19 protein-coding genes are annotated in these 21,117 nt (G+C 53.7%); 8 read left to right on the top strand and 11 right to left on the bottom strand.

Annotated elements, in window-relative coordinates; translation table 11 throughout:
• Positions 1 to 27: 27 nt before the first annotated feature.
• The gene (locus ACI2I2_RS02235) at positions 28 to 1,605 is read right to left on the bottom strand and encodes a YdgA family protein (RefSeq protein WP_404656406.1); all 1,578 of its coding nucleotides are present in this window, start codon (positions 1,603 to 1,605) and stop codon (positions 28 to 30) included.
• A 101-nt stretch (positions 1,606 to 1,706) separates the two neighbouring features.
• A complete protein-coding gene (manA, locus tag ACI2I2_RS02230; RefSeq protein WP_404656405.1) occupies positions 1,707 to 2,885 on the bottom strand; it encodes a mannose-6-phosphate isomerase in 1,179 nt (392 codons plus the stop codon).
• A gap of 197 nt (positions 2,886 to 3,082) precedes the next feature.
• On the opposite strand from manA, the gene fumA reads away from it, so the two are divergent.
• On the top strand, positions 3,083 to 4,729 hold the full coding sequence (fumA, locus tag ACI2I2_RS02225) for a class I fumarate hydratase FumA (RefSeq protein WP_404656404.1): 1,647 nt from the start codon (positions 3,083 to 3,085) through the stop codon (positions 4,727 to 4,729).
• 186 nt (positions 4,730 to 4,915) lie between these two features.
• Positions 4,916 to 6,319 carry a class II fumarate hydratase gene (gene fumC, locus ACI2I2_RS02220; RefSeq protein WP_404656403.1) on the top strand — a complete coding sequence of 468 codons (1,404 nt, stop codon included), beginning with the start codon at positions 4,916 to 4,918 and terminating at the stop codon, positions 6,317 to 6,319.
• Here the strand turns inward: fumC and tus are convergent.
• The 3 genes from tus to rstA all read right to left on the bottom strand — a co-directional run bounded on the left by tus (position 6,309) and on the right by rstA (position 9,361).
• The gene (gene tus / locus ACI2I2_RS02215) at positions 6,309 to 7,241 is read right to left on the bottom strand and encodes a DNA replication terminus site-binding protein (protein ID WP_404656402.1); all 933 of its coding nucleotides are present in this window, start codon (positions 7,239 to 7,241) and stop codon (positions 6,309 to 6,311) included. The two genes, fumC and tus, sit on opposite strands and share 11 nt — an antisense overlap.
• A gap of 74 nt (positions 7,242 to 7,315) precedes the next feature.
• The gene (gene rstB, locus ACI2I2_RS02210) at positions 7,316 to 8,617 is read right to left on the bottom strand and encodes a two-component system sensor histidine kinase RstB (protein ID WP_404656401.1); all 1,302 of its coding nucleotides are present in this window, start codon (positions 8,615 to 8,617) and stop codon (positions 7,316 to 7,318) included.
• A gap of 24 nt (positions 8,618 to 8,641) precedes the next feature.
• Positions 8,642 to 9,361, bottom strand: coding sequence for a two-component system response regulator RstA (gene rstA / locus ACI2I2_RS02205; protein ID WP_330982572.1), 720 nt, complete (start codon positions 9,359 to 9,361; stop codon positions 8,642 to 8,644).
• Between the two features lie 125 nt (positions 9,362 to 9,486).
• Here rstA and ACI2I2_RS02200 point away from each other — a divergent pair, with 125 nt between their 5' ends.
• Entirely contained in the window at positions 9,487 to 9,822 is a 336-nt protein-coding gene (locus tag ACI2I2_RS02200) for a GlpM family protein (protein ID WP_404656400.1), read from the top strand.
• On the opposite strand, the gene folM is transcribed toward ACI2I2_RS02200, so the two are convergent.
• The 3 genes from folM to ydgH form a co-directional block, all read right to left on the bottom strand.
• The gene (gene folM / locus ACI2I2_RS02195; RefSeq protein WP_404656399.1) at positions 9,819 to 10,541 is read right to left on the bottom strand and encodes a dihydromonapterin reductase; all 723 of its coding nucleotides are present in this window, start codon (positions 10,539 to 10,541) and stop codon (positions 9,819 to 9,821) included. The genes ACI2I2_RS02200 and folM overlap by 4 nt on opposite strands.
• A 35-nt stretch (positions 10,542 to 10,576) precedes the next feature.
• Positions 10,577 to 11,959, bottom strand: a complete 1,383-nt coding sequence (locus ACI2I2_RS02190; RefSeq protein ID WP_404656398.1) for an amino acid permease — start codon at positions 11,957 to 11,959, stop codon at positions 10,577 to 10,579.
• A gap of 177 nt (positions 11,960 to 12,136) precedes the next feature.
• Positions 12,137 to 13,087: a DUF1471 family protein YdgH gene (gene ydgH, locus ACI2I2_RS02185; protein WP_404656397.1), complete on the bottom strand. Its 951-nt coding sequence runs from the start codon at positions 13,085 to 13,087 to the stop codon at positions 12,137 to 12,139.
• 523 nt (positions 13,088 to 13,610) lie between these two features.
• Between ydgH and pntA the strand changes: the two genes are divergently transcribed.
• From pntA to leuE, 3 genes are all read left to right on the top strand, one after another.
• A complete protein-coding gene (gene pntA / locus ACI2I2_RS02180; RefSeq protein WP_404656396.1) occupies positions 13,611 to 15,140 on the top strand; it encodes a Re/Si-specific NAD(P)(+) transhydrogenase subunit alpha in 1,530 nt (509 codons plus the stop codon).
• A gap of 10 nt (positions 15,141 to 15,150) precedes the next feature.
• Positions 15,151 to 16,539 carry a Re/Si-specific NAD(P)(+) transhydrogenase subunit beta gene (gene pntB / locus ACI2I2_RS02175; protein ID WP_404656395.1) on the top strand — a complete coding sequence of 463 codons (1,389 nt, stop codon included), beginning with the start codon at positions 15,151 to 15,153 and terminating at the stop codon, positions 16,537 to 16,539.
• A 108-nt stretch (positions 16,540 to 16,647) separates the two neighbouring features.
• Positions 16,648 to 17,286 (top strand): leucine efflux protein LeuE, encoded by a 639-nt coding sequence (leuE, locus tag ACI2I2_RS02170; RefSeq protein WP_404656394.1) that lies wholly within the window; start codon positions 16,648 to 16,650, stop codon positions 17,284 to 17,286.
• A gap of 447 nt (positions 17,287 to 17,733) precedes the next feature.
• Here leuE and ACI2I2_RS02165 read toward each other — a convergent pair whose 3' ends face one another.
• From ACI2I2_RS02165 to ACI2I2_RS02155, 3 genes are read right to left on the bottom strand one after another with little or no spacing between them, the layout of a single operon-like run.
• Complete coding sequence (locus ACI2I2_RS02165; protein ID WP_404656393.1) at positions 17,734 to 18,066, bottom strand: DUF1493 family protein; 333 nt, start codon at positions 18,064 to 18,066, stop codon at positions 17,734 to 17,736.
• The gene (locus tag ACI2I2_RS02160) at positions 18,066 to 18,515 is read right to left on the bottom strand and encodes an STM2901 family protein (protein ID WP_404656392.1); all 450 of its coding nucleotides are present in this window, start codon (positions 18,513 to 18,515) and stop codon (positions 18,066 to 18,068) included. Before ACI2I2_RS02160 ends, ACI2I2_RS02165 begins: the two co-directional genes overlap by 1 nt.
• A gap of 17 nt (positions 18,516 to 18,532) precedes the next feature.
• The gene (locus ACI2I2_RS02155; RefSeq protein ID WP_404656391.1) at positions 18,533 to 19,015 is read right to left on the bottom strand and encodes an Hcp family type VI secretion system effector; all 483 of its coding nucleotides are present in this window, start codon (positions 19,013 to 19,015) and stop codon (positions 18,533 to 18,535) included.
• Between the two features lie 529 nt (positions 19,016 to 19,544).
• Between ACI2I2_RS02155 and ACI2I2_RS02150 the strand changes: the two genes are divergently transcribed.
• Entirely contained in the window at positions 19,545 to 19,820 is a 276-nt protein-coding gene (locus tag ACI2I2_RS02150; protein ID WP_404656390.1) for a metal/formaldehyde-sensitive transcriptional repressor, read from the top strand.
• Between the two features lie 25 nt (positions 19,821 to 19,845).
• Positions 19,846 to 20,964 carry an S-(hydroxymethyl)glutathione dehydrogenase/class III alcohol dehydrogenase gene (locus tag ACI2I2_RS02145; protein WP_330982564.1) on the top strand — a complete coding sequence of 373 codons (1,119 nt, stop codon included), beginning with the start codon at positions 19,846 to 19,848 and terminating at the stop codon, positions 20,962 to 20,964.
• Positions 20,965 to 21,117 lie beyond the last annotated feature (153 nt).

Genomic DNA, 21,117 nt, shown 5'->3' with positions numbered 1-21,117 from the left:
CGGCAGGCTGGCTGCCGGTAGTCAGACTTAATCCGGGCTGTCTGATGGGGTTTCCGGGAAATCAGCCGGTGGCTGAGGAGCAGTTTGCCCTTGCTGAGCTGGGGCAGCGTCACTCTGCGGCGCAGGCACCGCGATATCCGGTACGCCAAACATGCCAACGAAATCAGCCAGCGGCATTTTGTCCCCGTTCAGCGTGACCTGACCGTTAGCGTATTGCAGGCTTGCCTGAATGTTGTTGTCCTGCTGAGTGGTAATGCGGAACATCTGTCCCATTGCCGCCAGGCCTTTGACCTGCTGGCTGGCGAGCTTCTCAGCATCCGCCTGCTGATACCCTTCCAGACGCGCGACCTGAGTCATAAACTCCGTCGCCATATCCATCGGGATAACCAGTTTGCTGTCGAGCGATTTCACGCTGCGATCCACTTCCTGCGCCAGCGTTTGCGGTGCGGTGGTGGCCTGTGACGGATCTTTCAGGAACAGCGAAAGGTTAAAGGTGGTTTCACCCTTACTGTTTTTCCAGCTCAGTGGCGCAATCGTCACCACCGGCTCGCCTTTCAGCAGCAGCGGCAGCGCCCCGAAGAAGGCTTCAGTCACTTTCTGCTGATACACTTCCGGGTTCTGCATCACGTCCGGCTGACCCAACAGCGCCTGAACCTGACCGTTATACTGCTGGCTGAACTGGTGCCAGGCCTGGCCATCAATCTGGCCGACTTTCAGCGCCAGCTTGCCGCTGCCCATATCCTGACCCTGAAGCTTCAGGCTGTTGAGGGTATAGTTCAGCGTGCTATCGATGGTTTTGCCGTCTTTCGACAGGTCGGCATTGCCGTCTAGGGTCGTGCCTTCCATCACGGCCAGCTCTTTGCCTTCAACGGCAATAGCGACTTTATCCAGCGTCATTTTCTGGCTGCCGATGCGCTCATTGAAGCTGGTCAGCTTGCTGCTGCCTTCGGTCTTCAGATTGTTGAAGGTTAACTGCACCTTCTGATTGTATTCATTAACCGCATGCACCAGGCCGCTTTCAGCATTGCCGCTCAGCGAGAAAACGTTACCTTGCTGGTCGGCGTTAAGTTCGAACTCACCGCCACTGAACGCGACTTTCTCTTCGCCTTTCTCGTAATTCAGCGCTTTGAGACTGATGTCCGAACGGGTGTCGCCGGAGTAGCTGATGCGGGTGCTGATATCAAACGGCGACTGGCCTTTTGCGATATCAAACAGGTGTTGGCTGGCTTCATTTTTCACCAGCACCGTGTCGACGGTTGCCATCGCAGGCGCGAGGTTAAAGTGTTTCAGCGACGCTAACGGGAAGGGGCCGTGAGAGACATTTTCGTCCAGAACGACAGTCTGGCCCGGTTTGAGCCAGCTGCTTTTCGCGCCATCTGCCGGTTTGACAACCATCTGCAACTGGCTGCTGAATACGCCGCGCTGATAGTTCTGGTACGCCAACTGAAGACCTGCTTCCGGTGCATTGCTTGCGAGCTGCGCATTTGCCTGCGCAACCATATCGGCGATGCGGCCTTCAAGTTGCTTACCGGTATACCAGGAGCCCCCGGTCCATACCACTCCTAAAGCCACAATGACGCCAACGGCAACCAGCGATTTTTTCATAGTGTTTGTCCATAAATGAAAACAGGCGGAGAAGTCCGCCTGTTGTGTAATCAAAATCAGGCAGCCTCAAGCTTAGCAAGAGTTCCCTGAATGTTCAGTATTTACTTAAGCTTATTGTAAACGCGGGCTACGCGTCCAACGCCGCTCAGACTGACCGGAGACTCGTTCGCGGCTACAAAAGCAGATTCACCCGCTTTCAGAACCAGCTGCTGCTCGCCTTTACGCAGAACCGCTTCACCTTCCACACAGAACAGGATCGCCGCGCTTTGCTGCGCTACGTCCGCGCCAGCGGTGTTGAGGTCGTGCAGGGAGAACGCGAAATCGTCGACCGGAATCGGGAAGTCCAGTTCCGCACCGTGTTTGGCGGGTTGAGTCAGCAACTCTGCGGCGGGTTTCGGGGTGAATTTCACATTCGCCACCAGTTCCGGAATATCAATATATTTCGGCGTCAACCCTGCACGCAGCACGTTATCCGAGTTCGCCATCACTTCCAGCGCCACGCCTTGCAGATAAGCATGCGGTGTTTCCGCAAACAGGAACATGGCTTCGCCTGGGTTCAGTTTCACCACGTTCAGCAGCAGCGGAGAGAACAGGCCGCTGTCATCCGGGTAGAACTGAGCGATAAAGCGAATGGTTTCCCACGGCTCGCCCTGTTGGCTGTTGAGTGCCGCTTTCAGCACGCCCAGCGCGCGAGATTTTTCTTCGCCTTGCATGTTGAGCAGGCTGGCGAACAGCTGGCTCAGACGCTCAGCGTTGGGCTCCTGCAGGAAATGCGCAATAGAAGTATGGGCACCAGACACCGGCTGCAGCAGAGAAACGATATCGGAGAACTCGCGGAAGGCGTTCATCGCCAGGAATGGGGTGAGGGCGAACACCAGCTCCGGTTTGTGATTAGGGTCTTTGTAGTTACGCTCTGCCGCGTCCAGCGGAATGCCAGCAGCGTTCTCTTTGGCAAAACCTTCTTCAGAAGCTTTCTTGTTCGGATGAACCTGAATCGAAAGCGGGTTATCAGCACAAAGCACTTTAAACAGGAACGGCAGTTCGCCAAAACGAGTAGCGACTTCGTTGCCCAGCAGCGCGGATTTATCGGCATCAATGACATCACGCAGGCTCTGCACCTGGCCGTTAGCATCGGTGATTTTTGAGCTGCTTTTCGGGTGCGCGCCCATCCACAATTCTGCCATCGGCAGGTGTTCCGGGTTGGCGATACCGTAGAGTTCCGTTAACGCACTTTTGCTGCCCCAGGCATAGTTCTGCACTGAGTTAATGAGTTTTTGCATTATCAAGCCCTGTATTCAAAGGAATTATCTGCCGTTATTAAACCAATAAACCGCGCGGATGTAACCCACTCCCGGAAAAAGTCGTCCTTGTCTCAGTTTTTGTTAAAAAATTGTGTAGGATAAGCGGACTCGCTTTTCCCAGGGCAGGCGGAACGTTGCCCGATAAATAATCAGCTAATGTCGTAAGTGAGAGCACAATGTCGAACAAACCTTTTGTCTATCAGGATCCTTTTCCGCTGAAAAAGGATGACACTGAGTACTACCTTCTCAGTAAAGACCATGTCTCCGTGGCCGAATTCGAAGGCCAGCAAATCCTCAAAGTCGACCCACAGGCGCTGACGCTGTTGGCAAAACATGCGTTTCACGATGCATCGTTCATGCTGCGTCCGGCGCATCAGCAGCAGGTCGCGGATATTCTTAACGATCCGCAAGCCAGTGAAAACGATAAGTACGTGGCGCTGCAGTTCCTGCGCAATTCGGATATCGCGGCGAAAGGCATTCTGCCGACCTGCCAGGACACCGGCACTGCCATCATCGTTGGCAAAAAAGGCCAGCGAGTCTGGACCGGCGGCGGGGATGAAGCCGCGTTAGCGCGTGGGGTCTACGACACGTACATCGAAGACAACCTGCGTTACTCGCAGAATGCGCCGCTGGATATGTACAAAGAAGTGAACACCGGCACCAACCTGCCTGCGCAGATTGACCTCTACAGCGTAGACGGTGACGAGTACAAATTCCTCTGCATCGCCAAAGGTGGCGGTTCAGCGAACAAAACCTATCTGTACCAGGAAACCAAAGCGCTGATCACCCCGGCGAAACTGAAAAATTACCTGGTAGATAAAATGCGTACCCTGGGCACCGCGGCTTGCCCGCCGTACCACATTGCGTTTGTTATCGGCGGCACGTCCGCAGAAGCGACACTGAAAACCGTTAAGCTTGCCTCAACCAAGTATTACGACGGTTTGCCAACCGAAGGGAACGAGCACGGTCAGGCGTTCCGCGATATCGAACTGGAAAAAGAACTGTTGCTGGAAGCGCAGAATCTTGGCCTGGGCGCACAGTTCGGCGGCAAGTACTTTGCCCACGATATTCGCGTTGTTCGTCTGCCGCGTCACGGCGCATCCTGCCCGGTCGGGATGGGCGTGTCCTGTTCCGCAGACCGTAATATCAAAGCGAAGATTAACCGTGAAGGCGTGTGGATCGAGAAACTTGAGCACAATCCAGGGAAGTACATTCCTGAAGAGCTGCGCAATGCAGGCGAGGGCGAAGCCGTACGCATCGACCTGAACCGTCCGATGAAAGATATTCTCGCCCAGCTTTCTGATTTCCCAGTGTCCACTCGCTTGTCGCTGAACGGCACCATCATCGTGGCGCGCGATATTGCCCATGCCAAACTCAAAGAGCGCATGGACAACGGTGAAGGGCTGCCGCAGTACGTAAAAGATCACCCAATCTATTACGCAGGCCCGGCGAAAACCCCGGAAGGTTATGCGTCAGGTTCACTCGGCCCAACCACCGCAGGGCGTATGGATTCGTATGTTGATCAGCTTCAGGCGGAAGGCGGCAGCATGATCATGCTCGCCAAAGGCAACCGCAGCCAGCAGGTGACCGACGCGTGTCATAAACACGGCGGTTTCTATCTGGGCAGCATCGGCGGCCCGGCAGCTGTGCTGGCGCAGGGCAGTATCAAGAGCCTGGAATGTGTGGAATACCCGGAACTGGGGATGGAAGCTATCTGGAAAATCGAAGTCGAAGACTTCCCGGCGTTTATCCTGGTGGATGACAAAGGCAACGATTTCTTCCAGCAGATTAAACCTGGGCAGTGCTCTGCCTGTCTGAAATAACCCTCTCGCCCGGCGGCGCTCACGCTTGCCGGGCCTACAATACAAGGCCCGGTAAGGCAACGCCGCCACCGGGCATTTCAAAGAGCGCACAAAGCGCCATGCAGGCAACCCGAAGTCAACAATACTTATTCTTTGAAGCCATGTGAGCCCGTTTATTCACCTCATTTTGTTATCAAGGAGCAAGTCATGACCACCAATCGCCGCGAAAGCGACTCCATGGGCGCCATCGAAGTCCCGGCGGACAAACTCTGGGGCGCACAAACTCAGCGCTCGCTCGAACACTTCCGTATCTCCACTGAAAAAATGCCGGTGGCACTGATTGCCGCGCTGGCGTTAACGAAACGCGCTGCCGCTAAGGTGAATCAAGACCTTCAATTGTTACCCGCTGAAAAAGCCAATGCCATTGTGGCTGCCGCCGATGAAGTGCTGGCAGGCAAACATGCAGATGAATTCCCGCTGGCTATCTGGCAGACCGGTTCCGGCACGCAGAGCAATATGAACATGAATGAAGTGCTGGCGAACCGGGCCAGTGAGCTGCTCGGTGGCGTGCGTGGCATGGAACGTAAAGTTCATCCGAATGATGACGTGAACAAAAGTCAGAGCTCCAACGACGTTTTCCCGACGGCCATGCACGTGGCGGCCGTCATCGCGCTGCGCGAACATCTCATTCCGCAGTTGCAGGTACTGAAAAAAACGCTGAACGATAAAGCCAACGCCTTCGCCGATATCGTCAAAATCGGGCGCACGCACTTGCAGGACGCCACACCGTTAACGCTCGGACAGGAAATCTCCGGTTGGGTCGCGATGCTGGAGCACAATCTGAAGCATCTCGACCTGACGTTACCGCATCTTAGCGAGCTGGCTCTGGGGGGCACAGCAGTTGGCACAGGCCTCAACACACATCCTGAATATGCCAAACGCGTAGCTGATGAGCTGGCGGCCATCACCTCGCAACCCTTTGTGACCGCGCCAAACAAATTCGAAGCGCTGGCAACGTGTGATGCGCTGGTTCATGCGCATGGAGCGTTGAAAGGGCTGGCGGCCTCGCTGATGAAAATCGCCAACGATGTGCGCTGGCTGGCCTCTGGCCCACGCTGCGGGATCGGTGAAATTTCGATACCGGAAAATGAACCGGGTAGCTCCATCATGCCGGGCAAAGTAAACCCAACGCAGTGCGAAGCGATGACTATGCTGTGCTGTCAGGTGATGGGCAACGATGTGGCCGTCAATATGGGCGGGGCTTCCGGTAACTTTGAGCTGAATGTTTATCGCCCGATGGTTATCCATAATTTCCTGCAATCGGTGCGCCTGCTGGCTGACGGCATGGAAAGTTTTAATGAACACTGCGCGGTGGGGATTGAACCAAATCGTGCGCGTATCGATCAGCTGCTGAATGAATCGCTAATGCTGGTGACGGCACTGAACACGCACATCGGCTACGACAAAGCGGCTGAAATTGCGAAAAAGGCCCACAAAGAGGGCCTGACGTTAAAAGCTTCAGCCCTGAAGCTGGGCTATCTCACCGAGGCTGAATTTGATGAATGGGTTCGCCCGGAAGCGATGGTGGGCAGTATGAAAATCAGTCGTTAGCCAGATACAGGTGCAGCCGAGGGATCATCAACGTCAGCGACTGCGCCTGTGGCTTGTAACGATACTGCACGTTATCCGCATCGTAATTAAGTAACTCACCTATATCCGGCACGCTGACACCCTGAGTGCCGGAGATCAACGCGATCATCGGGCCGGGGCAGGCATATTGCACCTGCTTTTGCTGCCCGGCATACCAGACGCGTGAAATGGGCTGCACCTTCACCGGACGTTTGATTTTCAGCCTGGCTTTTTGTGGCAGCGAGGCAATGTCCTGATATTCCCGTTCGAGTTTGTCCTGCCACTGCTCGCGCGTATAGGGCGGCACAGAACGCGGTGAACGCAGGCTATTTTCCAGCTGTTTCAACACCTCATCGCGGGTGAAATTTTTAATGATGTGCTTATTGGCCCAGCCGAAACGGATGGTTGCCGGGTCACGCAGTAGCGTCAGCGAGCGATAAGCCTTAAGCGTCAGCAGGCCGGGCAGATGATGATGAACCCACTCAAAACGAGCGCCAGTGGGCAGGCCCGACTCGACGGTAACGATGTGTTCAAACGTGGCTTTCAGGGTGTTAATGACGTTGATTCTGCTTTCTAACGCCTGCAATTGTTCTGCTTCTGTCTGCAAACAAATGACACCCGGCAAACGCACCGCAGCCTTACTACTGCGGTGCTCCGACTGCTGCTGGATAAAAAGATGACGATAGTGATTAAGCGCCAGTTGACGCGCTTTATCGCCCAGATGCTGGACCACAGGAATGGTGGCGAGTGGGGCGTGCTCGTGCTCTTTACGCACTTCCGGCAGTTCAAATACGCGGGCAGCGAGCAACCGGCACTCCGCCAGTTGCTGCTCCAGTGTCAGCAGTTCCTGTTCCACCTGACGAAAGGTCGATGTTAAGCGCTCAATTAAGTCGTATTCGGCCATAACTCCCCGCATTAGTTACAACATACTCTTTGGGTTTAACTGTATACCAGGGTCAGGCATTGTGCAATGTTCGGTCAGGCAGGGGATGTGGCGCTAAGTTGATGATTCACCGGCCAGCTGAAGCTAAAGCGTGCACCACCGAGAGGACTGGCGTCGCAGATAACGTCCCCCGACATCGCCTGAGCAACGGAATGCACGATAGCCAGACCCAAACCACATCCACCGGTAGCGCGATCCCGGCTCGGATCGAGACGTACAAACGGCTCGAACACGCGCTCACGTTCTTCAGCAGAAATCCCTGGACCATCATCATCAACGGTTAACGTCGCACGTCCGGCTTGTTGAGTCAGGCTGACCTGAATCTGCTGCTGGCTATAGCGCATGGCGTTATTGACGAGATTATCCAGCACACGTTCCATCAGGCGCATATCCAGTGCGCCATAGTGACCGTGAGTCAGTTGTACCAGCGTGACGTCGCGCTGAGGATTGACGGCCTGAATATCATCCACGTGATGAGTAATCCACTCGGGGAAATCGGGTGTGGTAAGGATCAGTTCGTTTTGCGGGCGGTCGAGGCGCGCATAGGTCAGCAGCTCATCAATCAGGCCTTCCAGTTGACCGATATCCCGATTCAGCGCCTGAGATTCCGCTTCTGTCAGGTTCTCGCTCATTTCCAGCCGATAACGCAGGCGAACCAGCGGCGTGCGAAGTTCATGCGCGATGCCGTCGGTGAGCTGTTTCTTACTGGCAATCAGCGTGTTGATGTTGTCTGCCATTTGGTTGAATACCACGCCAAGCCGTTCGAAGCTCGACATGCTGTCAAAATGAATACGTTCGGCCAGGTGACCTTCACCGAACCGTTGTGCGGCAGTTTCCAGCCTGAGCATGTCCTGCCAGTGCGGTCTCATCCAGATAAACACCGGGAAGGCCAGTGACACGGCGATAAAGGCCAACAGCGCCATGTCGAGCAAGCGCATTTCATGCAGATAATAGAGATAGGGCACTGGGCCCACAGCCAACACATAATGGCTGCGAGGAATGCGCTGGATGAACGTGTATTGATCGTCGAGCGCGACAATATCGCCTTTGCGTAAATGCGCCATCGAGCTTTCAGCCAGATTAAATTTACTCAGTGGTTCAATGCGTAAATCGAAAGAGAGATTGAGATCGAGCTCTTTAAGGGTCTTGCTCCAGTCCTTGGGCGGGATCTCACGCAGTTCGCTGCGCATCAGGTACAGCGAACTTTTCATCAAGTCGTCGAGGGATTGTCGGCCTGCGCGCTCGGCGGTGAATTTGTACACCAGACCGACCAGCATGGTCATCACCAGAAAGCAGACAAACAGCAGCAAATAGAACTGCACAAACAACTTTTTCATTTCTGGCCCCGGAAGTGGTGCAACTCAGTTATCCCATGCGTGTGGGGCAAACAGGTAGCCCTTATTGCGCACGGTTTTGATTCGATAAGGTTCCGTCGCGCTGTCGAGCAGCTTTTTACGCAAGCGGGAAATCGCTACGTCGACGCTGCGATCCATCCCGTCATAGGTCACGCCGCGCAGGTTTTTGAGCAGCGCATCGCGGTCCATAATTTGTCCGGCGTGGGTGGCCAGTTCCCACAGCAAATCAAAATCAGCAGTGGAAAGTGTGACGTTTTCACCGCTCAGAAGCACCTGGCGGTTCACCGGATCGATAGCCAGCGTGCCAAAGCGAATGGCTTTGTGGGGAGTCAAACCCGAGGCTGGTTTTTCACTGACTGGCATGGCGACGCGCTGACGTAAATGCAGGCGTAAACGCGCCAGTAAAACAGCCGGTGGGGTGGTTTTGAGAATATAGTCACTGGCGCCCATTTCCAGCGACAAAATATGGTTCATGTCGCTGTCGAGCGAGGTGAGCAGCACGATCGGGCCTTGCCATTGAGCACGTAAATCACGGCAAATGGTCATCCCGTCTTTTCCGGGGAGCATAATATCCAGCAGCACCAGGTCTGGCTGTTCGCGCAGAACAACTTCTTCGGCACGGTCGCCGCGCGGTTCAACGATAACGTCAATATCATGCTTGCCGAGGTAGGCGGCGATCAACGACCCGACTTCCGGATCATCTTCCACAAAAACGATCTTATTCATATCCGCTATGCACAACGAAAAAAGGTAAAATACACCGACAAAATGCAGGGTGCCATTAATCTTTCATAAACAATGTAACTTCCGTTATCCTGCACACATTCACGAAATGAATTTCAGGCTGGATAATGGCATTACTGATTAAAGCCGTATTGGGCGCGCTGGTGGTGTTGCTGATTGGCGTGCTGGCGAAAACAAAAAATTACTACATTGCCGGGCTCATTCCGCTGTTTCCAACTTTCGCGTTGATCGCACACTACATTGTTGCCAGCGAGCGCGGCACCGAAGCGCTGCGCACCACCATCGTTTTCGGCATGTGGTCCATCATCCCTTATTTTCTTTATCTGCTGTCGCTGTGGTATTTCACCGGTTTTATGCGCCTGCCGTGGGCACTGGCAGGCGCGGTAGCGTGCTGGAGTTTAAGCGCCTGGGTGTTGATCGGCGTCTGGAGCCGTTTCCACTAGCGCAGCGGACGGCCGCCATCCACGCCGAAAGAGCGCCCGGTCACATAGCAACTGCTCAGCAGATACTCGACCAGGTCAATAATCTCTTTCTCGCCGGGCTCGATTTTCATCAATGATTTGTTCAGTGCCTGCTGGCGATAGTCTGCGTCATCATGCTCATTGAACAGGATAAGCGCAGGCGCAATGGCGTTAACTTTGACTTCCGGTGCCAGTTTGCGGGCAAACGAGCGGGTCATATTATCGAGTGCGGCTTTGCTGGCGGCATAGGCGATGTGCTTATCACTGCCTTTTTCGACCACGTAATCGGTGAAATGGATAATGTCGCTTGCCGCATGGCCGTGACCGCGCAGGAGCGGTTCCAGCGCGTGGTTCAGCAGATAAGGTGCGTTGACGTGAATTTGCATCATCTGGTGCATCACATCGGATAATGGCAGGCCCGGCTTTTCAGGCACCCAGGCGCTGGCATTGTGGATAAGCGCGCGCAGGCCGTCGGTCTGAGATTTCACTTGTTCAGCAAAAGCCAGAATCCCTTCGTCGGTAGAAAAATCAGCAGGAAGGCACAGCGCACCTGCTTTTTCGAGTACGCCGATGGCGTCATAGCGCGTGCGATAGCTCACGATGACGGGCTGCTGCTGATTGACAAAATGATGGGCAAGGGCGAGGCCGATACGGCGGCCTCCACCGGTAATCAGGACTGGGCGGGTTTTACGTTCTCCCATCGTTCTCTCCTTAGCATCGCGATGGGGGACCGTTGTCACCCCACTAACATCCACGTTGCCGGCACAGCGGCAACCAGTAAAAAGCCAATCAGTGCCATTTCACGGCGCTTGAGCGTGGCATTCAGCTCATGAGTACGTCGTGCATAAATAAACACCAGCAGGCCCGGCGCATACAGCACCACGGACAGCAGCAGATGCATTGGCCCTGAAGCGTACAATAACCATAAGCCATAAATGCAGGCCCCGACACCCACGGCTTTATGCAGGGGACGAGTCGCCATCTTCAGCAGGAACGCGCCCACCAGGAAGTAAGGCACCAGGATCATCTCTGAAGCGATGGTCAGCAGCGTATTATAGTCTGAACCGGTAAACCAAATAAGAATCAAGCATACCTGAACGCTGATATTTGTGAGCCACAGCGAAGAGGACGGCGCATTGTTTTTATTCTGGCGGCCAAACACTCGCGGAAACGCTTTATGCGTCGCCGCCAGATACGGCACTTCTGCCGCCATAATCGTCCAGCTCAGGTAAGCGCCACAGACAGAAACAATCAGCCCGGCAGCAATAATCACCTCTCCCCAGGAACCCATCATGCGCACCATCAGGCCGGCCATCGAAGGGTTACGCATTTCAGCAAGCTCAGGACGTGGCACCACGCCGAGCGACAGCAATGTCACCAGCAGATACACGCTAAGCGCAGAAAGCACCGCCAGCAAGGTTGCGCGCCCAACATCTTTCTTATTACGCGCACGCGCAGAAACCACCACCGCACCTTCAACGCCGATAAACACCCACAGTGTAATGAGCATGGTGTTTTTGACCTGTTCCCACACCGGCACGCCGAGTGCGAGGCCGCTGAAATCCAGGCTAAACGTGTCGCTGCTGAACGCCTTTGCCGCCAGCACAATAAACAGGCCCAGAGGAACAAGCTTCGCCAGCGTGGCGACCAGGTTAATGCTGGCGGCGGTTTGCACACCGCGTAGCACTAAAAAGTGGACGAACCACAGTAGAAATGAGGCTCCGACCATCGCCTGCCAGGTATTGCCATCGCCGAACAGGCGCAACTCTGGCGTATCGGTAAAGAAGCTCAGCGCCGAGAAAACAATAACGAGGTAAGACACGTTGGCAATCACCGCGCACAGCCAGTAACCCCAGGCGGAGCAGAAACCGATCAGTTCACCGAACCCTTCACGCGCGTAAGTGAAGATGCCGCCGTCCAGGTCCGGGCGAATGCGTGTCAGCAACAGCATCGCAAACGCGAGGAATAAAATGCCTACACCCGTAATGGCCCAGCCAATGAGCAGTGCAGAAGGGCTGGCCACTTCGGCCATGTTCTGCGGCAAACTGAAAACGCCCGCGCCCAGCATTGAGCTGAGAACCAGGGCCGTCAGGGCACTAAGGCCGAGTTTCTTTTCCATTGGCATCCTGTTGGAAGAAGGGTGAAAGCCAGAATATTTATTTGGTTAAAACGCATAAATAGGGAGAAATGCGCTAAGTCGCGGGATTTTACGGAGTGTGCTGCTGGCATGCAACGATTGCTGTCAGAAAACAACAAAAAAGGCAGCCGAAGCTGCCTTTCACTTATCAGACGGACCTTATTTGTACAGGTCGGCGCTGATGGTCATGTTGCCACCACGTTCCTGCCACTGGCGGGTAATGTGGTAGAACTTCGCGCCTTTCTTCGCGGCACGCTTCGCAACCTGATAGGAGATTTCAGTCATGTTGCCGTAGTTACCGGTGAACTGAACGCTGTCAAACGGCACCATCTGTGCCGCCGCAACTTTGTTCAGTTCTTCAATTTTGGTGCCATCCGGTAAAGTGACAGCGTAACGTCCACCTTTGGTTGACTGAGTTTCAAAGAAACGACCCACACCTTCTGAGGACCCGACAGTAGCTGATGACGCTACGCCCGGGATTTCAACGGCGGCGGCAGTTGCGCCACCGGCAGCCAGAGCGGCTTTACCTGCCTGAGAGTTGGCAGGAATGGCGTCTGCGCTCTGAACCACACGTTTTTTCGCATCGGCTTTATAGACGTAAGCGGTGATACGCTGGTTACCGCCACCGTTCGCATCAACCTGGCGCACGATAAAGAAGGACGCAGCGTCTTTCTGTTTTGCGGCTTTGGCGATGGCGGAGTTGACGTCAGGCTGGCTGCGGTAGAAGCCCTGAACGGTCACGGTATCGAAAGGTTCAAGCTGAGCGGCCTGGTCTTTCGGCAGTTCCATCACGCCGTCAATGATACGATTTTTTGGCGCATCGGCTTTCTGAGCATCTTCTTTATAGAAATCAGCGGTCACACGCCAGTTACCACTGCCAGAAAAATCAGAGGTATCGACAACATAGAAGGACGCAGCGCCTTCTTTATCCGCTTTACGGGAAACGGCCTGAACGGCATCACCAATAGCATTAAAACGACCGGTGATAACCACACGATCGTACGGCTTGAGGGCTGCCGCTTGCTCCGGCGTTAACTCGGTGGCGGCAAAGGCGCTAAATGCCGTTGCAGACAGAAGAGCGGACGCCAGGAGGGTGTTCTTAAGCTTCATAAAAATAATCCTTCGCCTTGCGCAAACCAGGTACTGGTCGTTGTTAGTGACTAAAACGCCGATGATTATTGCATTTAAACAACGTGACTGTCTGCGGGATTTTGTTCATCTTGTGCGACTGCTTTAACAAGGCGCGATAACTTTTCATGATATGTTGCAGAAACAGGCCGTTGACCAGCAAAAGCGATAATCAATATGACTTTTATAAGTTAATGTAATGTTAAAATCCTGAAACACTGCCGAGAATAATCACGTTTTGCCGCTTCGCTTAAGCGATTTATCAGGCCTGCAGGTGAAAATCAGGTAAATATTGCTACCTGAGCGCGGCACAAGTCAGTTTTCCCTAATAAAATCAAAATTACTTTTTCTGGCTGTGGATCACGGCGGTTATTTTCAGTAGGTTATAGAAAGTTTGTTACCGTTTTATTTTTCCGGGCGCTCGCCTCTCAGCCACAGCACGCGGCCAGGGACGGAACCCGACCTTATAACAAACCATCATTACTCTCCGATGGAAGGGAAAACTATGCGTATTGCAGTACCTAAAGAGACGCTGGCCCTTGAAACCCGAGTGGCAGCCACACCGAAAACGGTGGAGCAATTGCTGAAACTCGGTTTCACGGTCGCCATTGAAAGCGGGGCAGGCAAACTTGCGAGCTTCGAAGATCGCGCCTTTACCGACGCGGGTGCCGAGGTGGTCAGCGCGGCAGAAATCTGGCAGTCCGAGATTATTCTGAAGGTGAATGCGCCGACTGAAGCAGAAATAGCGCTGCTGAACCCGGGCACCACGCTGATTAGCTTTATCTGGCCAGCCCAGAACCCTGAGCTGATGGCGAAACTGGCCGAGCGTCAAATTAATGTGATGGCGATGGATTCCGTGCCACGCATTTCCCGTGCGCAGTCACTGGATGCCCTGAGCTCCATGGCAAACATCGCCGGTTACCGCGCGATTGTGGAAGCCGCACACGAATTCGGCCGCTTCTTCACCGGGCAAATCACTGCGGCAGGTAAAGTACCGCCAGCCAAAGTGATGGTTATCGGTGCCGGTGTGGCCGGCCTGGCTGCCATTGGCGCAGCCAACAGTCTGGGGGCCATCGTTCGTGCCTTCGACACCCGTCCGGAAGTCAAAGAACAAGTCCAGAGCATGGGCGCGGAATTCCTCGAATTAGATTTCGAAGAGGAAGCAGGCAGCGGCGATGGCTATGCCAAAGTGATGTCTGAAGCGTTCATCAAAGCCGAAATGGCCCTTTTTGCCGCCCAGGCTAAAGAAGTCGATATCATCGTCACCACGGCGCTGATCCCAGGGAAACCTGCACCGAAGCTGATTACCCGCGAAATGGTCGATTCCATGACCCCGGGCAGTGTGGTTGTTGACCTGGCTGCGCAAAACGGCGGTAACTGCGAATACACCGTGCCGGGCGAAGTCTTTACCACGCCTAACGGGGTGAAAGTGATTGGTTATACCGATCTCGCCGGTCGTCTGCCGACACAGTCTTCTCAGCTCTACGGCACCAACCTGGTAAACCTGCTGAAACTGCTGTGCAAAGAGAAGGATGGCAACATCACTATCGACTTTGACGATGTGGTTATCCGTGGTGTGACCGTTGTTCGTGAAGGTGAAATCACCTGGCCTGCGCCACCGATTCAGGTTTCCGCCCAGCCGAAAGCCGCGGCAAAAGTTGAGGCTGAACCTGTCGAACCAGCAAAACCGGCTTCTCCATGGCGTAAATATGCGCTGATGGCGCTGGCGATTATTCTGTTCGGTTGGCTGGCTGACGTGGCACCGAAAGAATTCCTCGGTCACTTCACTGTCTTCGCGCTGTCTTGCGTGGTGGGCTATTACGTAGTGTGGAACGTGTCACATGCGCTGCATACGCCGTTGATGTCGGTCACCAACGCCATTTCCGGGATCATCGTGGTCGGTGCTTTGCTGCAAATTGGGCACGGCGGATGGGTGAGCTTCCTGAGCTTCATCGCCGTGTTAATTGCCAGCATTAATATTTTCGGTGGTTTCACCGTGACTCAGCGCATGCTGAAAATGTTCCGCAAAGGGTAAGGGGTAACACATGTCTGGAGGATTAGTTACAGCTGCATACATTGTTGCCGCGATCCTGTTTATTTTCAGTCTGGCGGGGCTTTCAAAGCATGAAACCTCACAGCAAGGGAACTATTTCGGCATCGCCGGGATGGCCATCGCGCTGATTGCGACCATTTTCGGGCCGGAAACCGGCAACGTCGCGTGGATCCTGGTGGCGATGATCATCGGCGGCGCGATTGGTATTCGTCTGGCGAAACGTGTCGAAATGACCGAAATGCCAGAGCTGGTGGCGGTGCTGCACAGCTTCGTCGGTCTGGCGGCGGTGCTGGTGGGCTTTAACAGCTACCTGTATCACGAACCGGGTCTGGAGCCGATTCTGGTCAATATTCACCTGACCGAAGTGTTCCTCGGCATCTTCATTGGTGCGGTAACCTTCACCGGGTCTATCGTGGCGTTTGGCAAACTGCGCGGTAAGATCTCTTCTAAGCCGCTGATGCTGCCAAACCGTCACAAGATGAACCTCGCGGCGCTGGTGGTTTCCTTCCTGCTGATGGTGGTGTTTGTTCGGACTGAAAGCACGGGCCTGCAGGTGATGGCGCTGTTGATCATGACCGTGATTGCCCTGGCATTTGGCTGGCATCTGGTGGCTTCGATCGGCGGGGCAGATATGCCAGTCGTGGTCTCGATGCTGAACTCCTATTCCGGTTGGGCAGCCGCAGCGGCAGGCTTCATGCTGAGCAACGACCTGTTGATCGTCACCGGTGCGCTGGTGGGTTCTTCTGGTGCCATTCTGTCGTACATCATGTGTAAGGCGATGAACCGTTCGTTCTTCAGCGTTATTGCGGGTGGTTTTGGTACAGATGGCTCGTCTACCGGCGCAGATGAAGAAGTCGGCGAGCACCGCGAAATCAGTGCGGAAGACACCGCGGATATGCTGAAAAACTCGCAGTCGGTGATCATCACCCCGGGCTACGGCATGGCAGTGGCGCAGGCGCAGTATCCCGTGGCGGAAATCACCGAGAAGCTGCGTGCACGTGGCATCAAAGTGCGCTTCGGCATTCACCCGGTTGCGGGCCGTCTGCCAGGGCACATGAACGTGCTGTTGGCGGAAGCCAAAGTGCCTTACGACATCGTGCTGGAAATGGATGAAATCAACGATGATTTCACCGACACCGATACCGTGCTGGTGATTGGCGCGAACGACACCGTGAACCCGGCGGCGCTCGACGATCCGAAGAGCCCGATTGCCGGTATGCCAGTGCTGGAAGTGTGGAAGGCGCAGAACGTTATCGTCTTCAAGCGCTCCATGAACACCGGTTACGCTGGCGTCCAGAACCCGCTGTTCTTCAAGGACAACACCCACATGCTGTTTGGCGATGCTAAAGCCAGTGTGGATGCGATCCTGAAAGCACTGTAATCCGTCAATTTTTAACGCTTAAAGCCGTCTTCCGGTAAAAGGAAGGCGGCTTTTTTGTTATGATGGCGGTCACATTTCGAAGCAGGCTGCAGCAAAAGGGAGAGCAGGGTGTTTTCAGATTTTGGTGTACTGAATTACTGGACCTATCTGGTCGGGGCGATTTTTATCATTCTGGTGCCAGGGCCAAACACATTCTTTGTGCTTAAAACAAGTGCGGCGTATGGCATCCGGACCGGCTATCTGGCGGCGCTGGCGGTGTTTATTGGCGATGCCGTGCTGATGTTTCTCTCCTATGCGGGCGTCGCGACGCTGATTAAAACCACGCCGGTGTTGTTTAATATCGTGCGCTACCTTGGCGCGTTTTATCTGCTGTATCTCGGCATCAAAATGCTGTGGTCGGTCATTAAACAGCAGGGCGGTCAGCACGAACATTCCGCCGATCAGCGCAGCACCATCTTCAAGCGCGCGCTAACGCTGAGCCTGACGAATCCGAAAGCGATTTTGTTTTATGTTTCGTTTTTCGTGCAATTCATCGACGTTCACGCCACTACGCCAGGCCTGGCATTCCTGATCCTCGCGGTCACGCTGGAAATAGTCAGCTTTGTCTATCTGAGTTTCCTGATTGTGTCAGGGTCGCTGGTGACACGCTTTGTCGGCAGCCGTAAGAAGCTGGTTAAACTCGGAAACAGTTTGATTGGTTTAGTCTTCGTAGGGTTTGCTGCCCGGCTCGCTTCGTTGCAGTCTTAACCTGAAAGGATGCTGGCCGCCTGGTCAGCATCCTGATACCCCCACGCGATTTTCTGCCCAGTCATTCGGTTATTTCCGCTGCTATCTTTTCGATGAAGGCTTTCGCCTCACTCTCCTTTACGCAATAAGTTTTGCTGGTGCGTGTCGATGAGGCATGAAGACACTCCCGTTCGCTGCTGTAGGCGCCAATTACGGCGGCCTGGTTCCCGCCCGCATTCAGGGAGACGGCAAGGATGAGATAATAAAGAGAAGTCATAATAGGGGGACGAGCATCCATTTCGTCTGGAAAAGTAAAGCAGTGTAGCGCTCCCCTCATCCAGTGTGCAGTCCCGATTCGGATACTCTTTGATCAAGATGCTGATTGCAGAGAAAAAAAGACTCCGCAGTGATAGCCATGAAAGGCCCGAACTCCTGGCCATTTTTACTTATTTCTGAGAACGTATTTACTCAGTCGTATAACCAACGACCTGCCGCTGCGGATTCAGCAAACATCCGTACAGTTAGCGGTAAGCGTGTCGCTTCTATCTCTTCCCGCTTCACCTTGAAGTGTCTGGTGAAGAATGGGAGGTTTTGCCAGGGGTAGTAACAAGACCAATCCACGCTTGACAGATCAACGTTGAAATCCTTCTCGTAGCGGTCTAAAACTGCGTGAAGGTCATCACCTGCAAGTTCATACAGACTCGAATCAAGTTCTAAGGGAATCACGTTCCCGTTCTGGTCAATGTCATGTGACACTTCATCGTTGAACATTTCCAGAACCTGAGCGCTTATTGAAGTCATCAGAATGAAGTCCACTGTATGCGGTCTTTTGGTCGGGCGATCAAATTGTACTTATCTTGTGTGCGGGTCGATACCCTGTAAAGGGTTGTCACCAGACCAGCCCAACCTAACCAGGGAACGTAACGCGCTATGACGGCTGCAAGGCTGGTTGTCTTCTTCATGCGTACACCAACAGGTGTTTGAACTCGAATCCCAAAAGGAACCTTTGCACCCTTGAGAACTATCCGCGCATATTTGGAGATAACACTTGTTCCTTCAATAGCGCCGCCTGGTTTCGTTCTGGTCTTTAGCCACGGCTGACCAGAGAGAATTACCGCACCTGTCACGGCATCAATGCCCAACTCCTTACAGAACTCTTCAAGGAAAATTATTTCGAGTAATTCACCTGGTGTAAGGTTCGGTAGTCCTCTGTAGAAATACGATCCATTAAGTTCTTCAGTAGTGTCCATTTCCTAACACTCCATCGTTAAGCAGTGGGGCGCTCATTCCATGCGTCAGAGAAAATAATATTTCCGTCGTTATGCTTCCACGTGATCCTCTCATAACGGAACTCCACAGTCTCCAGATGGTTGTTATTCTGATCTTCAGGGGATGCCATCGCAGGCGATACGGAAACAATTCTCACGCCCTCCAGCAGAATGTTGAAATATTCAACTTCCTGTCCCGCATCATTAATTTTGTAGAATTTCAGCTCGGCTTTTTCCAGTGCTTGTCCCGTAGCAACCGCTTTGTATAGATATGGGCTGGAATAATCGAACTCTTTCACGATCATCAGAGGCGAGTGAATGCGCTTGCCTGTTGGCTTGCCGGTGAGATTGTCGGTAGGAGTCGATAAGTTGTGGTGAAAGCCCTTGAACTCGATGCTGAACTCTCGGTTCTGGACATCACACCCACCTTTGATAAGAGCGCCGCCATCGTCGTACAACCACATGTTTCCAGGAATAGCCATTTCGTTTGATCCTTCAAGTCTATGATGTGAGTAAAAAAAGCACAGACACTATAAAATTGTTAGAAACAACAATCCAGAAAAATTCATATACATCAATGCGATACGAGATTGCTTTGCATTCGTGGCGTAAATGATTGCAATAAATTCTGTATATCTAACCAGTCCTCATTGGAGGGCCGAATGCCACGCTATTATGAAATTGAGCCTGCCTTTTGGGCGGCTATGGTGATATCGCACCGGACGGCAAAAAGACGGTGAAGACTGAGGACTTTGTGCGATTGCCAATTTAACTTATTGCCATATCTAACCAAGAGCATCTCGTTGATGCTCTTTTTTTTTGCAAAATTGGGGGCTGGATTGGGGGCAACTAACCGAATGAGGGCAAAAAAGGGGCAGTAGAAAGTCTGTTTGTGTCCGGTAATAGCTCTTACTGGAACGCATCAACTGGCTGATAACCCTATAAAAATTAATGTATACAGAGAGATGCTAAAAAAGTTACCATACCCCCCTATAGTATATGGAGGGTCCCATGCCGCATTCACCTGAAGACAAAAAGCGTGCTTTGACGCGGGTTCGTCGCATTCGCGGGCAGGTTGAAGCGCTCGAACGGGCGCTGGAATCTGGCGATCCGTGTCTCACTATTCTGCAACAGATAGCCGCTATTCGTGGAGCCACCAACGGCCTGATGGGCGAAATGGTGGAAATGCACCTGAAAGACGAGCTGGTGGCGGGCGAAACCACTGCGGAACAGCGAGCTGTGCGCATGGCGGAAGTCGGCCATCTGCTACGATCGTATTTAAAATAACTGACAACAAGGGAAGAGACGGAAGATGAAATCACGTGCTGCAGTTGCGTTTGGCCCAGGCCAGCCGCTGAAAATTGTTGAAATCGACGTCGCACCGCCGAAAAAGGGCGAAGTGCTGGTGAAAATCACCCACACCGGCGTATGTCATACCGATGCTTTCACGCTGTCGGGCGATGATCCGGAAGGCGTATTCCCGGCGGTGTTAGGCCATGAAGGGGGAGGCGTGGTGGTGGAAGTCGGTGACGGTGTCACAAGTCTGAAGCCAGGCGATCATGTTATTCCGCTGTACACCGCAGAATGCCGCGAATGTAAGTTCTGCAAATCCGGTAAAACCAACCTGTGCCAGGCGGTTCGCGCCACTCAGGGTAAGGGTTTGATGCCAGATGGCACCACACGTTTCTCCTACAACGGTGAGCCAATTTATCACTACATGGGCACCAGCACTTTCAGCGAATACACCGTAGTGGCAGAGATTTCGCTCGCCAAAGTCAACCCACAGGCTCCGCTGGATAAAGTTTGTCTGCTGGGCTGCGGCGTGACGACCGGTATCGGTGCGGTCCACAACACCGCAAAAGTGAAAGAAGGCGATACCGTCGCGGTATTTGGCCTTGGCGGAATCGGTCTGGCGGTAATTCAGGGCGCGGTTCAGGCGAAAGCTGGCCGTATTCTGGCCATCGACACCAACCCGGAAAAATTCAAACTGGCGGGTGAAATGGGTGCGACCGATTTCATCAACCCGAAAGATTACGACAAACCGGTTCAGGACGTGATTGTTGAACTGACCGATGGCGGCGTGGACTTCAGCTTTGAGTGCATCGGCAACGTGAACGTGATGCGCGCGGCGCTGGAATGCTGCCATAAAGGCTGGGGTGAAAGCGTGATTATCGGCGTCGCGGGCGCGGGTCAGGAAATCAAAACCCGTCCGTTCCAGTTGGTGACAGGGCGCGTGTGGCGCGGTTCTGCATTTGGCGGCGTGAAAGGGCGCACCCAGCTACCGGGCATGGTGGAAGACGCGATGGCGGGTAAAATTAACCTCGATCCGTTTATCACTCACCGTCTGCCGCTGGACAAGATCAACGAAGCTTTTGACTTGATGCACGAAGGCAAATCTATCCGCACCGTTATCCATTTCGGCGATAACTAAGCACCAGGCCAGCGGGTTATCCCGCTGGCTTTAATGCGAATTGTCCAAAGTGTGACCGGTGTAGCGCTTTTACCGGTAAGCAATCTCCCAATCAGGCCGATGACAATCTTACGGGCGTGTGAGTACGCCTCTTACAATAAGAGAGTCGAGAGC

The organism is Scandinavium sp. NPDC088450 (assembly GCF_044900545.1).
In the GTDB taxonomy this organism is placed as follows: domain Bacteria; phylum Pseudomonadota; class Gammaproteobacteria; order Enterobacterales; family Enterobacteriaceae; genus Scandinavium.
The sequence above is the reverse complement of the archived record's forward strand: the minus strand, read 5'-3'. Positions and strand labels throughout refer to the sequence as shown.

Coding starts and splice junctions, on each gene's coding strand:
- folM (WP_404656399.1), bottom strand. CDS start 10,541: ATGGGAGAACGTAAAACCCGCCCAGTCCTGATTACCGGTGGAGGCCGC.
- ACI2I2_RS02145 (WP_330982564.1), top strand. CDS start 19,846: ATGAAATCACGTGCTGCAGTTGCGTTTGGCCCAGGCCAGCCGCTGAAA.
- ACI2I2_RS02190 (WP_404656398.1), bottom strand. CDS start 11,959: ATGGAAAAGAAACTCGGCCTTAGTGCCCTGACGGCCCTGGTTCTCAGC.
- pntA (WP_404656396.1), top strand. CDS start 13,611: ATGCGTATTGCAGTACCTAAAGAGACGCTGGCCCTTGAAACCCGAGTG.
- pntB (WP_404656395.1), top strand. CDS start 15,151: ATGTCTGGAGGATTAGTTACAGCTGCATACATTGTTGCCGCGATCCTG.
- rstA (WP_330982572.1), bottom strand. CDS start 9,361: ATGAATAAGATCGTTTTTGTGGAAGATGATCCGGAAGTCGGGTCGTTG.
- rstB (WP_404656401.1), bottom strand. CDS start 8,617: ATGAAAAAGTTGTTTGTGCAGTTCTATTTGCTGCTGTTTGTCTGCTTT.
- ACI2I2_RS02165 (WP_404656393.1), bottom strand. CDS start 18,066: ATGACTTCAATAAGCGCTCAGGTTCTGGAAATGTTCAACGATGAAGTG.
- ACI2I2_RS02200 (WP_404656400.1), top strand. CDS start 9,487: ATGGCATTACTGATTAAAGCCGTATTGGGCGCGCTGGTGGTGTTGCTG.
- ydgH (WP_404656397.1), bottom strand. CDS start 13,087: ATGAAGCTTAAGAACACCCTCCTGGCGTCCGCTCTTCTGTCTGCAACG.
- tus (WP_404656402.1), bottom strand. CDS start 7,241: ATGGCCGAATACGACTTAATTGAGCGCTTAACATCGACCTTTCGTCAG.
- ACI2I2_RS02235 (WP_404656406.1), bottom strand. CDS start 1,605: ATGAAAAAATCGCTGGTTGCCGTTGGCGTCATTGTGGCTTTAGGAGTG.
- ACI2I2_RS02160 (WP_404656392.1), bottom strand. CDS start 18,515: ATGGACACTACTGAAGAACTTAATGGATCGTATTTCTACAGAGGACTA.
- fumC (WP_404656403.1), top strand. CDS start 4,916: ATGACCACCAATCGCCGCGAAAGCGACTCCATGGGCGCCATCGAAGTC.
- ACI2I2_RS02150 (WP_404656390.1), top strand. CDS start 19,545: ATGCCGCATTCACCTGAAGACAAAAAGCGTGCTTTGACGCGGGTTCGT.
- manA (WP_404656405.1), bottom strand. CDS start 2,885: ATGCAAAAACTCATTAACTCAGTGCAGAACTATGCCTGGGGCAGCAAA.
- ACI2I2_RS02155 (WP_404656391.1), bottom strand. CDS start 19,015: ATGGCTATTCCTGGAAACATGTGGTTGTACGACGATGGCGGCGCTCTT.
- fumA (WP_404656404.1), top strand. CDS start 3,083: ATGTCGAACAAACCTTTTGTCTATCAGGATCCTTTTCCGCTGAAAAAG.